This window comes from Rhodoglobus aureus, assembly GCF_039527955.1.
Classification (GTDB): Bacteria; Actinomycetota; Actinomycetes; order Actinomycetales; family Microbacteriaceae; genus Rhodoglobus; species Rhodoglobus aureus.
Map to the genome: position 1 here is coordinate 82,576 of NZ_BAAAKW010000008.1, position 12,702 is coordinate 95,277.

Genomic DNA, 12,702 nt, shown 5'->3' on the forward strand with positions numbered 1-12,702 from the left:
AAATTGGGTTCCCTGAGTTCGTCTTTTGTGGTTTGCCCACTACCGTAACAATGCCGCTTTTTGTTTCCGGCGGTAGATAGGAGCGACTGTGATGACATCCATACCCGTTGGATCACGCGTGTCGCTGCGAACCCGTCGTGGGTTCACGGCAGTTGCTGGCGTTCTCGCGGCGGTACTTGTGCTGAGCGGATGCGCGGACGCAGAAGCTCCGAAAGAGGCCATCGCGCCCAAAGATTTGACCCTCACTATTGGTGCTCTGGTGCCGGAGTCAGGGTCACTCAAAAAGTTTGCTCCAGCCGTTTCAGCAGCAATTGCCTTGGCGGCACAAGACGTCAACGATGCAAACGCGATGCTCACGGTAAACGTCGAAACTCAGGATTCCGGTGATTCCACGGGTACGACGGCGGAGGATGCCGTGACTGAACTGCTCGCTGCCCGAGCCACCGTAATTATTGGAGGCCTGTCGAACGGTGTCTCGAAGAAAGTGATCGACAAGATCACCGGCGCCGGTGTTGTCGAGATTTCGCCGGCGAATGATTCGCCCGACTTCTCCACCTATGGCGACAGCATGCTCTACTGGCGCACTTCGCCTTCCTGCGCGCTCGAAGGTTCCGCTCTGGGAGCCGAGATGGCCGAACGAATCGACGGCTCAATCGCGATCCTGTCGGAGGACGTACTCTGTGGTCCGCTCTTGCCGCGTGCGGTCGGGGAAACCTTCCAGCGCGGTGGCGGCGAAGTCATCGTCGAGGAGACTATTGACGACAAGGCAACGGGCCTTGACGACCAAATCGCTGAGGCGATTGCAGCGAAGCCGGATGCCGTAGCGATTCTCGGCACGACGCAGGCAGAGAAGATTGCCAAGGCGTTCATTGCCGCGGGCTACTCGGGCGATCAGCTTTTCTTTAGTGGTCTTTCGTTGGGCGAGCGTGGTTCAGGATTTGCTGCGGGGAGCCTGACGGGTTCGATCGTCACACATCCGGGGCTAGAAATATCTACGATTTCTGAGTTCACCGACCGGCTCTTGGAGGTCAATCCGAGCTTAAAGGACTTCAGCTACGCGGCAGAGAGCTATGACGCCGTGATCTTGGCAAGCCTCGCAGCCTTGGCTTCGCAGGAGGTCTCGGGTGAAGGGATTGCGAGCAAGCTTCAAGAAGTCTCTGGTGGCTCTGGCGAAGGCGAAGTCGTGACGAATTTTGCGGATGCCGCGAAGATCATCCTTGATGGCGGGATCGTGGATTACGACGGTGTTTCGGGCCCAATAACCCTTAGCGACAATGGCGATCCCCAGGACGCCATTATTGGGATCTACCAATACGGTAGCGACAACGTGTACGCCCGGATTAACTGAGTAACATCTGCGTTTCAGAAGAGTCTACGAATGGTAACGATTCCCAAGAGTGTTACAAGGCTGTAGTACAGACGTATTGTGCGGACGTCCCGAGTGGGCATAGCTTGACAGTGTGGTGACAACGTAGTGCCACATTTGATTCCTGAACACATTCGAAACGCAAGGAGCAACATGAGCGTATTCGCGAAGGCTACGGCCTCCCCATCACGGTCCAAGCGGACCCTGTTGAGCAGTCTCGCCATTGTCGGTGCAAGTGCACTGGTACTGGCTGGCTGTGCAACAGACGGAGGGGAAACACCTTCCGGCGGCGACGGCGGCGAACTTTCGCTGAAGCTGGGAACGGCACTCCCCGTAACCGGTAACCTCGCGTTCCTCGGCCCGCCCGAGATCGCAGGAACCGAGTACGCAGCTGCTCAGGTTAACGAAGCCGATGCAGGCATCCAGGTCGAACTGATTCAGGGTGACTCCGGTGACACCGATAACAAGGCATACGAGACTGAAATTCCTCGTCTGCTCAATGAAGATGTTTCGGCCATTCTTGGCGCAGCATCCTCAGGTGTTTCGCTTCAGTTCATTGACCAGGTTGTTGGCGCTGGAGTAATCCAGTTCTCGCCGGCAAACACCTCGGCCGCATTCACGACGTACGACGACAAGGGCCTGTACTTCCGTACCGCTCCTTCCGACGTGCTCCAGGGTGAGGTTCTGGGTAACCTGATCGCTGCTGATGGTCACGAGACCCTCGGCATGATCGTCCTCAACGACTCCTACGGAACCGGCCTTGCTAAGTTCACGCAGGAAGCATTCGAAGCAGCCGGTGGTGAAGTTGTTTCACAGCCCACTTACAACACCGGTGACACCACGTTCGATGCTCAGATTTCAGAAGTTCTTGCTTCTGACCCTGATGCCATCGCACTGATCACCTTCGAAGAAGTTTCGACCATGCTTCCGAGCATCGTCAGCGGCTTCCCGGCGGAGAACCTCTACTTCGTAGACGGCAACCTCGCGAACTTCAGTGACGAGTTGGCTCCTGGCACCCTCACCGGCGCCAAGGGAACCCTTCCGGGTCTGAGCGTCGACACGATCGCAGAATTCACTTCTGCGCTCAGCGAGTTCTACGTGGGATCGGGTCAGCCTGAGCTCACCGAGTTCAGCTACGCAGCAGAGTCGTTCGACTCGGTCATCTTGCTCGCTCTCGCATCGCTCGCAGCCGGTTCAACCGACTCCGCAGCAATCGCAGAGAAGCTGCAGGAAGTATCGGGTGGTTCGGGTAACGGCGAGAAGTGCACCACCTTCGCCGACTGTGCAGACATCATCAATGGTGGCGGCGTAGCTGACTACGACGGCATCTCTGGTCCGATCTCCTTCGATGAACTCGGTGACCCCACCGAGGCCAAGGTTGGTATCTACCAGTACGGTGACGACAACACCTACAGCGCGTACAAGGGCTAATAACCTCTAATACTCGCTAAGAGAAAGGCCCCAACCCGCACAGGGTTGGGGCCTTTTTCGCGCGCTCACGCACCTGTAGCGGATGCTGAAGCAGTTTCACAGAGCGCTAGCAGTTGCTGATAAACCTGAAACTGCGTCAGCTGCCCTTGTAGGCGCCTCATTGCGGCGCGGATGAGCGTCTTCGCCGTCTCGCGCTGCTAACGGCGCTCAGGGTGGCATACAGCGCCTTGAGGGTGCCAATGTTTGGCCGACACAGCGTCTGACTTGACTCGACCCGATCCCGAGTGCGGCCGTCGTGGCGTTAACGCACACTGCCCCGCCCGGACGAATCCGGACGCGGCATTTTGTGGCGGTGCTGAGCGCTACTGGTTTAGGTGCCGAGCGTACCGAGGTACAGACCGATGACCTTGGGGTCGTTCAGGAGCTCGCGCCCGGTGCCTTCGTAGGCATCCTTGCCCTGGTCGAGAACGTAGCCGCGGTCACAGATCTGTAGGCAGCGTCGTGCATTCTGCTCAACCATGATCGTAGTGACGCCGGCCTTGTTGATCTCCGAAACACGAATGAACGCTTCGTCTTGCTTCACAGGAGACAAACCAGCGGATGGCTCGTCGAGCAGCAGCACGTGCGGGTCCATCATGAGTGCACGCGACATCGCGACCATTTGACGTTCACCGCCCGACAGCGAACCGGCGCGTTGCTTGAGCCGCGATTTGAGTTCGCCGAAGATGCCGACAACAAAGTCAAGCCGCTCGTCAAAGATTTTGGGGTTCTGGTAGAGCCCCATCTGAAGGTTCTCTGCGATCGTCAGGCTAGGGAACACGTTGTTGTTCTGTGGCACAAAACCCACACCGCGTGCCACGAGCTTGTTGGCCTTGAGCCCCGTGATGTCATCACCGTTCAGCGTGATCGACCCGCCGCGTACCTGCACTTGGCCAAAGATGGCTTTGAGCAGTGTCGACTTGCCGGCGCCGTTGGGCCCGATGATCCCGATGAGCTCACCCGGGTTTGCGACCAGGTTGCAGTCGTTCAGAATGTCGACTCCGGGAAGGTAGCCTGCGGTGAGGTCCTTGACGTGGACTACGGCATTCTCGGTGGGAATTGCATTCACTTGCGGGGCTCCTTGCGCTTAGCGATAGTGGAGTCGATTTCTTTGACCTCAGCAGCCAGATCGATCGCAGCCGTGTTCAGCTCACCCTCGATGCGACCGGTGACAATACCGAGGTCGACATCTTGGTGCGAACCGAGGTAGGCGTCGATCACGGCTTTGTTCTTCATGACCTCGTCTGGCGGGCCCTCTGCTACTACCTTGCCTTCGGCCATCACAATCACCCAGTCGGCGATGTGGCGAACCATGTGCATGTCGTGCTCGACGAAGAGCACAGTCATACCCTCTTCCTTCAAGTCGAGGATGTGGTCGAGCAGCGACTCCGTGAGCGCCGGGTTGACGCCTGCCATCGGTTCGTCAAGCATCACAAGCGTTGGCTCGCTCATCAGAGCGCGTGCCATCTCGAGCAGCTTGCGCTGTCCTCCAGAAAGGCTGGCAGCGAAGTCTGACGACTTGGTGTCGAGCTTGAACTTCTTGAGCAGAACCTCGGCGCGTGCTTCAATCTCGGCCTCTTGCTTGCGCCAGAGCTTCGGGATCATGCCGCGGAAAATGTTTTCCCCGATCTGGTCCTTGGCGCCGAGTTTCATGTTCTCGAGAACCGTCAAAAGCCCGAGAGCTTTCGTCAGCTGGAAGGTGCGCACTTGACCCAAGCGGGCCACTTTGTGTGCGCCCATCCCGGCAAGGGCGTGGCCGTTGAAGGTCCACTTACCTTCGTCGGGCTTGTCGAACCCGGTCAGAAGGTTGAACAGTGTCGTCTTGCCAGCACCGTTCGGACCAATCAGTGCGGTGATCGCATTCCGAGGGATCTCAATGTGGTCAACGTCGACCGCGGTGAGTCCACCGAACGTGCGACGAACTCCATCAGCAATGATGATCGGGTCGACCTTGGCAACTCCCGGAGCGATATCGCCCTTGTGGAGCCCCGTCGTCTTTTCGCGTTGCACCGGTGCAGCCGGTGTGTCTTTATTTGACAAAGGTCAGCTCCTTCTTATTGCCGAGGATGCCCTGCGGTCGATAGATCACGAGCAACATCAGCGCGATACCGACAAGGATGAAACGCACCGTTTGCGACTGCGTCGTGGTCATGAACGGCAGGACACCAATGTTGACCAGAGCGGGAAGCAGGTTGCTCAGCAGAACTTGAACGCCCCAGAAGATGACCGAACCGATCACGGGTCCAAAGATTGTTGCGGCACCACCGAGCAGCAGTGCGGTGTACACGAAGAACGTCAGCGACGTCACATACACACCGGGGTTCACGGATGCGGGGAGGGCGTACACGATGCCACCCATGGCCCCGAAGACTCCACCAAGCATCAGCGACTGCAGCTTGTAGGAGAACACGTTCTTGCCGAGGGCGCGCACGGCATCCTCGTCTTCACGGATTCCCTTAATGACACGACCCCAGGGGCTGCGCATGACAGACCACAGGATGAGCATCGCGATGACCAAAATCGTGATGCCGAAGATGCGCACCCACCATCCGTTTGCGTTATACACCCATGGGCCGAAACCGTAGGTGCCATCGGGGATCGGGTTGAACGCACGGAAGCTGTCGTGGTAGCCGCTCAGTCCATCGGCAGACCCGGTGTACTTGTCAAACGTTGTCGTCAGGAACAACAGGCGCACGACCTCGGCCGCCGCGATCGTCACGATTGCCAGGTAGTCACCGCGCAGTCGCAGCGTCGGAATTCCCAGGATGAGCGCGAACACGAGCGAGCCGCCGACACCGACGAGCATGCCGCCCCACCACGGAAAACCGAAGGTGAGGATTGAGATCGCATAGCCGTAAGCGCCGATCGCCATGAAGGCGGCGATACCCATGTTGAGCAAACCGGTGAAACCGAAGTGCAGCGCAAGACCGAGCGCCGCGAGGGCGTAGCCGATCGTTGCGGGTGCAATGAGTGATGACCCGGTATTGGAGAGAATTTGCAGAATATCCATGTGCGGCCCCTAACCTATTCTCTCAGAGCGACCGAGGATGCCCTGCGGTCTGAACAACAAGACGATGATGAGCACGCCGAGCGCACCCACATACTTCAAGTCGGATGGAATGAAGAGACTCGACGTCTCAACGAGGACTCCGACGATGATCGAGCCAACTAGTGCTCCGAATGCTGTTCCCAGACCACCCAGGGTGACTGCGGCGAACACGAGCAGAAGGATCTGCGCGCCCATATCCCAGCGGATTCCCGGGCGGAAGTAGGCCCACAGCACACCGGCAAGGCCGGCCATGGCTGCTGCGAGAATCCAGACAACCCGAACTACTTGGTCGACATCGATACCGGATGCGGCGGCAAGCGACGGGTTGTCAGAGACTGCACGAGTTGCCTTGCCGATCTTGGTCTTCACCAACCACCAAGCGAAGATCACGATCACGACGATGCTGATGACCATGCTGATCATGTTGGTCTGACTGAGCGACACCGATCCAAAGAGTGGGATGTCGGGGGAGTTAGAGCCGGGCAGTTGTTCTGTTCCGCCACCGCGGAAGTACTGGAACGTGTAACGAAGTGCCAGCGAAAGACCGATCGAGACGATCATGAGCTGGACGATGCCCACGCCCTTCTTGCGCAACGGTTTCCACAGGCCGGCGTCGAGCGCCCAGCCAAAGCCGGCGCTCAGTAGCACAGCCATGGGTATCGCAAACCAAACCGGTTGGCCAAGATCGACCGAGACAATTAGCGCCATCACCGCGCCAAAGGTCACCATTTCGGCGTGAGCGAAGTTGGATAGCCCGGTGGTTCCGTAGACGAGCGAGATGCCGATCGCGGCAAGTCCGAGCATGAGCCCGAAGTTGAGGCCGTTGACGAGGCGTTCGACAAGTTGGTCAACGAAGCTGACAACATTGCGCTCACCACGACCGATAAAGAAGTTCATCACTGTCGAACCGCTTGGCCCGATCATGGCTTCTTTGACGTTGGGGGTGTCATCATCGCCGACTTCATCGATAACTGCGATGCCCTCAGGCAGCGTGTTTTCGTCGAGCGTGACGCTGAATTCGTCACCGTCGGGTACGCCGACTTTCCATTGGCCGTCGGCATCCGTGACTACTTCAACTTCGTAGCCGCCACCAGCGATGGTGAGAAGCACGCCCTCCAACGGCACGCTTTCGAGCTTGACGTTACCGATGATGCTGTTGTCGTATTCGTCGACGTTAACCTCGTCGGCCATAGCGGGCATGGCCATCAGAGAGAAGGCAGCGGAGAGAGCAACGATGAGTGCGACAAGCACTCCCCGCCGATTTTTCCGCCGAGTGCGGCGATATTCCGCTGTGTTCACAGGACCTCCAGAAAGGGACCCAAACGGAATCAAGAATCCCGCGGGTTCTGATGTGTCGACGGCATTGACGACACCGGCCGATTGCGTCCGACACACAAGTGCTTGTCGGGTACAAAGCGGTGAAGCCATTATGCGGGGGAATGTTCAGGCAGGAAACCCGTTAATATTGATTGGCCGCAGATTTAACACAAGATCGCCGGTTTCACGCTACTGGTGCGAGGAAGATTTAACATGGAACAGCCTGACCCTTTCGGTTTCGTCGGACTTACTTATGACGACGTAATGCTTTTGCCCGGTCATACTGATGTGATTCCGAGCGATGCTGACACCAGTTCACGTCTCACCCGCAGGATTCGGCTATCTTCGCCCCTTATTTCATCGGCGATGGACACGGTTACAGAGGCGCGAATGGCGATCGCCATGGCTCGAAATGGTGGTCTCGGGGTGCTTCACCGCAACCTGTCGATCGACGATCAGGCCGCTTTCGTTGACAAGGTAAAGCGCAGTGAATCGGGCATGATTACCAATCCTGTAACAACTACGCAACAAGCGACTTTGGCCGAGGTCGACGCCCTATGTGGCCAGTTTCGGATTTCCGGTGTTCCCGTCATCGAAGAGGACGGAACGCTCGTCGGAATCGTCACCAACCGCGACATGCGGTTCATCGAGCCGCAAGACATGGACTCGACGCTGGTTCGCGATGTCATGACGACCATGCCGCTGATCACGGCCCGAGTTGGCATAGACCGTGACGGGGCGATTGCTCTCCTCAACAAGCACAAGATCGAGAAGCTCCCGCTCGTTGACGACAACGACAAGCTCATCGGTCTCATCACTGTCAAAGATTTCGAGAAGACCGATCAGTACCCCAACGCTACGAAAGACGAGGAAGGCCGACTGCGTGTAGGTGCCGCGATTGGATTCTTCGGCGATGCGTGGGAGCGCGCCGAGCGACTGCGCGATGCCGGCGTTGACCTCATCGTCGTTGACACCGCCAACGGTGAGTCTGCTGGCGTGATCGACATCGTTCGTCGTCTCAAGGCTGACTCTTCGTTCGATGCCATCGACATCGTCGGCGGAAACGTCGCCACTCGCTCGGGAGCTCAAGCGCTCATCGATGCCGGTGTGGATGCTGTCAAGGTCGGCGTTGGCCCCGGCTCCATTTGCACCACCCGCGTGGTTGCGGGCGTCGGAGTTCCGCAGGTGACTGCCGTCTACGAGGCGTCACTCGCTGCTCGCGAGGCAAGCATCCCGGTCATCGCAGACGGTGGACTTCAGTATTCGGGCGATATCGCCAAGGCACTCGTTGCGGGTGCAGACACCGTGATGCTCGGCTCGCTTCTCGCGGGAACAGACGAGAGCCCCGGCGACCTCATCTTCCTCAATGGCAAGCAGTTCAAGAGCTACCGCGGAATGGGTTCGCTCGGTGCGATGCAAACCCGCGGCAAGAAAACCTCGTACTCACGAGACCGCTACTTCCAGGCGGATGTTCCTTCCGATGATCAGCTGATCCCCGAAGGCATCGAAGGCCAGGTTCCCTATCGCGGCCCCGTCTCCACGGTGATGTACCAGTTGCTCGGCGGCTTACGACAGTCGATGTTCTACACGGGCGCCCGCACTATCGAAGAGTTGCAGATGAAGGGCAAGTTCGTGCGGATCACCGCCGCCGGGCTGAAAGAGTCACACCCCCACGACATCCAGATGGTCGTCGAGGCACCCAACTACCGCAGCTAGGCTGCGATCCGCTGATCCACCGATCGGCTGAGGTTGATCAGGAACCGGGACGAGACTTTCTGCGCCGGCTCAGCTACGCTGGCGACATAATGTGTGGGTAGACGACTCACTGTGCGTGTTCACATTGCCGGATTGTGTTTTTGGTGACCATCGCGGAGTGAACGCCAGAGGCATTCTCGACTGACGGCAGAAAGGCCACCCATGCTCGAAGTCACTGCGCTCCGTTGGACGCTCACCATCGGGCTCATTCTGGGGCTACTAGCTCTCGACCTAGGCCTAGCTGCTGCTCGGCCGCATGTCGTCAAGTTCCGCGAAGCGGCAATTTCATCAATCCTCTACATCGCCGTAGCGATCGCCTTCGGTCTGGTTTTTGCCGCGCAGGTGGGCTGGGGCTTCGGTGCGGAATACTTCGCCGGTTATATCGTAGAGAAGAGCCTGTCCATCGACAATCTCTTCGTTTTCGTGATCATTATGTCGACCTTTGCCGTCCCGGAGAAGTACCAGCAGAAGGTTCTGATCTTCGGTATAGCGATGGCCCTGGTTATGCGAGCGATCTTCATCGCATTAGGGGCCGTACTGCTCTCGCTATTCTCTTTCATGTTCCTGATCTTCGGTCTGGTGTTAGTCGTGACGGCCGTGCAGCTTTACCGGCACCGCAACGTCGACCCTGACGTGCACGACAATGTGCTGGTCCGGGTGGCCCGCCGCGGCCTGACCGTCACCAAGGAATATGAAGGCGGTCGATTGTTCACGCGCAGCGCCGGCCGCCGCGCAGTGACCCCACTTTTCATCGTGCTGCTGGCAATCGGCAGCACCGACCTGTTGTTCGCTCTCGACTCGATCCCAGCGATCTTCGGCATTACCGACGAACCATACATCGTATTCACCGCCAACGCTTTTGCGTTGCTGGGGCTGCGGGCGCTCTTCTTCCTCGTCAAAGGCCTTCTGGACCGGCTGGTCTACCTCTCCACAGGACTGGCGCTCATCCTGGCCTTCATCGGTGTGAAACTGGTTCTGCACTGGGGGCACGGCATCGACGACCGTGTGCCGGAGATCAGCACCAACTTCAGCCTTATCGTCATCGCTGTCGTCTTGACCGTGACCTCGATCGCCAGCATAATCAAGGTCCGAATGGACCCCACCGCGCGCGCCCATGCGGGCTCGCTGACCGCGGAGGATCCGCCCCGCTCCGGACAGGCAAGCTAGCCACCTGGTCACGAAAGGGGTCTGATTTGCGCTCCGGTCACGGCCGCGTTGCTCGCGCGTTTCGTTTCAGAGGGTGAGTTCGTTTCCTTGGGTTTCCCGTGCTGCCTTGCGAGGTTCTGGTTAGGCGGAGACGTCTCGGCGGTTGAACGCGATGCCGCCAATCACGAGTACGACGACCGAAATGCCGTAGATGAGGCCGAGTGAGTCCCAGTCTGCGCCGTCGCGCAGCGGTGAGTTGCCGAACGCCCAGTCGTATGGCGAGATGTTGTGCAGCCAATCAACATCGGCACTTTGGTTGCCGAGGGAGTTGAGCACATAACCGAGCAACGCGATTCCCGCAGCGGAAGCGCTGGCGAATGAGCGCCGTCCTGTGATTGCGCCTACCGCCAGCCCGAAGCTTGCGGCAAGAACACCGAGTCCGAGTAGGGCGAGGCATCCACCGACGATGTTTGCGGGTTCGAGTTTGGTTCCCGCGGAGTCGTTGAGCGCCAGGATGAGCAGCGCCGATACTGCAGCGAGCCACGTCAGTCGCAGGATGACGGCCAAGCTGCGCTCGACCATTATTTGCACCCGGGAGACGCCGTGGGCGAGAGTCAGCTCGAGTGATCCTGACTCTTCGTCGCCGGCGATCGCCGCTGAACTCCAGAGTGTTGCCGCGATGGTCATCAGTGCGAATCCGATGAGGCCGAGGAACGTCGCTTGAACATACCCGGCGCCGCTTGTGAGATCTTGAAAACCGAGAGTTGTTGCGAGCCCCGAGGGGAGGGTGTCGATCAGGTCTTGGAATCCGGTATCTTGGGCGGAGAATGACGAGTACAGAGGGATGTAGAGCATGATCGCCGCGACAAACCCGATCGTCCAGCCGAGGGTGCCTCGCCAAGAGTCGGCAAGGTTGCGTCGCAGTAGGGGCAGAAAGCTAGTTGTCATTGTTCGCCTCTGAAGAGTAGAGGTTGATAACCGATGACTCGAGGTCTTGTTCCTCAACTCGGAGGTCTACGACGTGGAACGGCGCGATTGCCTTGACGAGCGCATCGATGTGCCCTTCGACGGTGCCGGTGATGTGAACGATGTCTCCGTCCATAACCGTGAGGTCATTCAGTTGCGGCAGCGCTTCGAGGGTGTTGCGGATGCTGTCGGCCGAGACATCTGTGAGGTCGACGACGACGCGGCGCACAGCACTCGCTCGCAGCGTCGCGACGTCGCCAACTTTGACGATCTTTCCGTTGCGTAGGACGGCAACGTGATCCGCTGCAGTCTGAATTTCACTGAGCACGTGCGAACTGAGGAACACGGTTTGCCCTTTGTGCTGCGCCTCGCGCACCATCGTCAGAAATTCTTGCTGCACGAGAGGGTCGAGTCCGCTTGTTGGCTCGTCGAGCACGAGCAGTGGTGGCTCGTGCATGAACGCTTGAACGAGGCCAAGCTTTTGCTTGTTGCCCTTGGAGAGCTTGCGCACGTGTCGCGTGAGGTCGAGCCCGAGCCGCTCCGCGAGTTCATCGATGCGGCCGGCGGGCACAGGGCCGCTGATGTCTGCGTAGTGCGCGAGCAGTGCGCGGCCGGTTACTCGCCCCTCGAGCATGAGCTCGCCGGGAAGGAAGCCGATTCGGCGGCGAAGTGCTGCGCCTCCGGCTCGAGGAGATTCTCCCAGCACGGTGGCGTCGCCCGAGGTGGGGCGGATGATGTCGAGGAGCAGCCGCATGGCTGTGGTTTTGCCGGCACCGTTGGGCCCGATCATGCCGAACACGCTGCCGGTCTCCACGGCGAGATCCATGCCATCGAGCGCGGTGTGCCGGCCATAGCGCTTGGTGAGCGCCCTGGTTTCTATTGCGTAGGTCATAACGTGGGGCCGGAGCCCTGTCCTTTCTCAGCCTGGTGCTGGTGCGCGACGCTTGCTGCGTCACGGGATGCGTTGAGCACACCGCTGTCGACGTACAGCCCGTCGGTGTAGATCTCAAGCGCGGCATTGCCCATGCGGCTCAGGCTTTCTAGGCTGAACCGAGCGGTGTCGAGACTGCGGGCGATATGGCTTTGCAGAATGAGGGTGCCAAGACTGTGGGTCACGAGCAGTAGCGCTCGGGCGTGGGCGTCGGTGCTTGGCCGCATCTGCTGGCTGGACACACCGTCTTCGAGCATGCCCGCAGTCATGGTGACGATGCGATCGAAAAGTTCGGCACCGGCATCAGAGTCGTCGGTGAACAGTCGACTCAGGTAGTTGAGCCATGGCTGGTAGGCGTCGAGGTCTGAATACCACTCGTTCAGGCTCGCAGTGACGTCGCCCTCGCTCATCCCCGTTTTTCGACGGGCGACCTCCGTGATGATGAAGTCGTCGCAGGCAGTCTTGAGCTGGCGCATGCCGCCGAAGTGGTGGATGACGAGGCCGGCACTGACGCCGGCTTCAGCGGCCACGGCGCGGGCGCTCGTCGCGGCGAACCCTTTCTGCCCGATGAGCAGGATCGCGGCATCGCGGATTCGAGCTCGCGTCGTGGAATCATCCTTAGCTGAACGCATGTTCAACAAACTAAACGATCGTTCAGTTATCGTCAAGAGTGTTCACGCGCCGCGTGCAGACGGCCGCACC

The 12,702-nt window shown here is 59.0% G+C and carries 11 protein-coding genes; 4 read left to right on the forward strand and 7 right to left on the reverse strand.

The window, feature by feature from the left end; translation table 11 throughout:
• Positions 1-91: 91 nt before the first annotated feature.
• Positions 92-1,348, forward strand: a complete 1,257-nt coding sequence (locus tag ABD112_RS01865) for an ABC transporter substrate-binding protein (RefSeq protein WP_343922664.1) — start codon at positions 92-94, stop codon at positions 1,346-1,348.
• A gap of 171 nt (positions 1,349-1,519) precedes the next feature.
• Positions 1,520-2,797: an ABC transporter substrate-binding protein gene (locus tag ABD112_RS01870; RefSeq protein WP_343922666.1), complete on the forward strand. Its 1,278-nt coding sequence runs from the start codon at positions 1,520-1,522 to the stop codon at positions 2,795-2,797.
• 370 nt (positions 2,798-3,167) lie between these two features.
• On the opposite strand, the gene ABD112_RS01875 is transcribed toward ABD112_RS01870, so the two are convergent.
• The 4 genes from ABD112_RS01875 to ABD112_RS01890 are packed head-to-tail and all read right to left on the reverse strand — an operon-like array spanning position 3,168 to position 7,136.
• Positions 3,168-3,905, reverse strand: a complete 738-nt coding sequence (locus ABD112_RS01875; protein WP_343922667.1) for an ABC transporter ATP-binding protein — start codon at positions 3,903-3,905, stop codon at positions 3,168-3,170.
• The gene (locus ABD112_RS01880; RefSeq protein ID WP_425563788.1) at positions 3,902-4,846 is read right to left on the reverse strand and encodes an ABC transporter ATP-binding protein; all 945 of its coding nucleotides are present in this window, start codon (positions 4,844-4,846) and stop codon (positions 3,902-3,904) included. Before ABD112_RS01880 ends, ABD112_RS01875 begins: the two co-directional genes overlap by 4 nt.
• Before the next feature lie 19 nt (positions 4,847-4,865).
• Entirely contained in the window at positions 4,866-5,846 is a 981-nt protein-coding gene (locus ABD112_RS01885; RefSeq protein WP_343922669.1) for a branched-chain amino acid ABC transporter permease, read from the reverse strand.
• A 9-nt stretch (positions 5,847-5,855) separates the two neighbouring features.
• Positions 5,856-7,136 carry a branched-chain amino acid ABC transporter permease gene (locus ABD112_RS01890; RefSeq protein WP_343922670.1) on the reverse strand — a complete coding sequence of 427 codons (1,281 nt, stop codon included), beginning with the start codon at positions 7,134-7,136 and terminating at the stop codon, positions 5,856-5,858.
• A 279-nt stretch (positions 7,137-7,415) separates the two neighbouring features.
• Between ABD112_RS01890 and guaB the strand changes: the two genes are divergently transcribed.
• Positions 7,416-8,918, forward strand: a complete 1,503-nt coding sequence (guaB, locus tag ABD112_RS01895) for an IMP dehydrogenase (protein ID WP_343922671.1) — start codon at positions 7,416-7,418, stop codon at positions 8,916-8,918.
• Between the two features lie 201 nt (positions 8,919-9,119).
• Positions 9,120-10,124 (forward strand): TerC/Alx family metal homeostasis membrane protein, encoded by a 1,005-nt coding sequence (locus ABD112_RS01900; RefSeq protein WP_343922673.1) that lies wholly within the window; start codon positions 9,120-9,122, stop codon positions 10,122-10,124.
• A gap of 120 nt (positions 10,125-10,244) precedes the next feature.
• Here the strand turns inward: ABD112_RS01900 and ABD112_RS01905 are convergent, their stop codons facing one another.
• Genes ABD112_RS01905 through ABD112_RS01915 form a run of 3 tightly spaced genes read right to left on the reverse strand, consistent with a single transcriptional unit; the run spans position 10,245 to position 12,632 of the window.
• Entirely contained in the window at positions 10,245-11,051 is an 807-nt protein-coding gene (locus ABD112_RS01905) for an ABC transporter permease subunit (RefSeq protein WP_343922675.1), read from the reverse strand.
• Positions 11,041-11,961, reverse strand: a complete 921-nt coding sequence (locus ABD112_RS01910; RefSeq protein ID WP_343922677.1) for an ABC transporter ATP-binding protein — start codon at positions 11,959-11,961, stop codon at positions 11,041-11,043. The genes ABD112_RS01905 and ABD112_RS01910 overlap by 11 nt, the downstream gene beginning before the upstream one ends.
• Positions 11,958-12,632 carry a TetR/AcrR family transcriptional regulator gene (locus tag ABD112_RS01915; RefSeq protein WP_343922679.1) on the reverse strand — a complete coding sequence of 225 codons (675 nt, stop codon included), beginning with the start codon at positions 12,630-12,632 and terminating at the stop codon, positions 11,958-11,960. Before ABD112_RS01915 ends, ABD112_RS01910 begins: the two co-directional genes overlap by 4 nt.
• Positions 12,633-12,702 lie beyond the last annotated feature (70 nt).

Bases quoted from the DNA above. Each gene is read 5' to 3' on its own strand.
- guaB (WP_343922671.1), top strand. From the start codon at position 7,416: ATGGAACAGCCTGACCCTTTCGGTTTCGTCGGACTTACTTATGACGAC.
- ABD112_RS01910 (WP_343922677.1), bottom strand. From the start codon at position 11,961: ATGACCTACGCAATAGAAACCAGGGCGCTCACCAAGCGCTATGGCCGG.
- ABD112_RS01885 (WP_343922669.1), bottom strand. From the start codon at position 5,846: ATGGATATTCTGCAAATTCTCTCCAATACCGGGTCATCACTCATTGCA.
- ABD112_RS01900 (WP_343922673.1), top strand. From the start codon at position 9,120: ATGCTCGAAGTCACTGCGCTCCGTTGGACGCTCACCATCGGGCTCATT.
- ABD112_RS01870 (WP_343922666.1), top strand. From the start codon at position 1,520: ATGAGCGTATTCGCGAAGGCTACGGCCTCCCCATCACGGTCCAAGCGG.
- ABD112_RS01915 (WP_343922679.1), bottom strand. From the start codon at position 12,632: ATGCGTTCAGCTAAGGATGATTCCACGACGCGAGCTCGAATCCGCGAT.
- ABD112_RS01865 (WP_343922664.1), top strand. From the start codon at position 92: ATGACATCCATACCCGTTGGATCACGCGTGTCGCTGCGAACCCGTCGT.
- ABD112_RS01905 (WP_343922675.1), bottom strand. From the start codon at position 11,051: ATGACAACTAGCTTTCTGCCCCTACTGCGACGCAACCTTGCCGACTCT.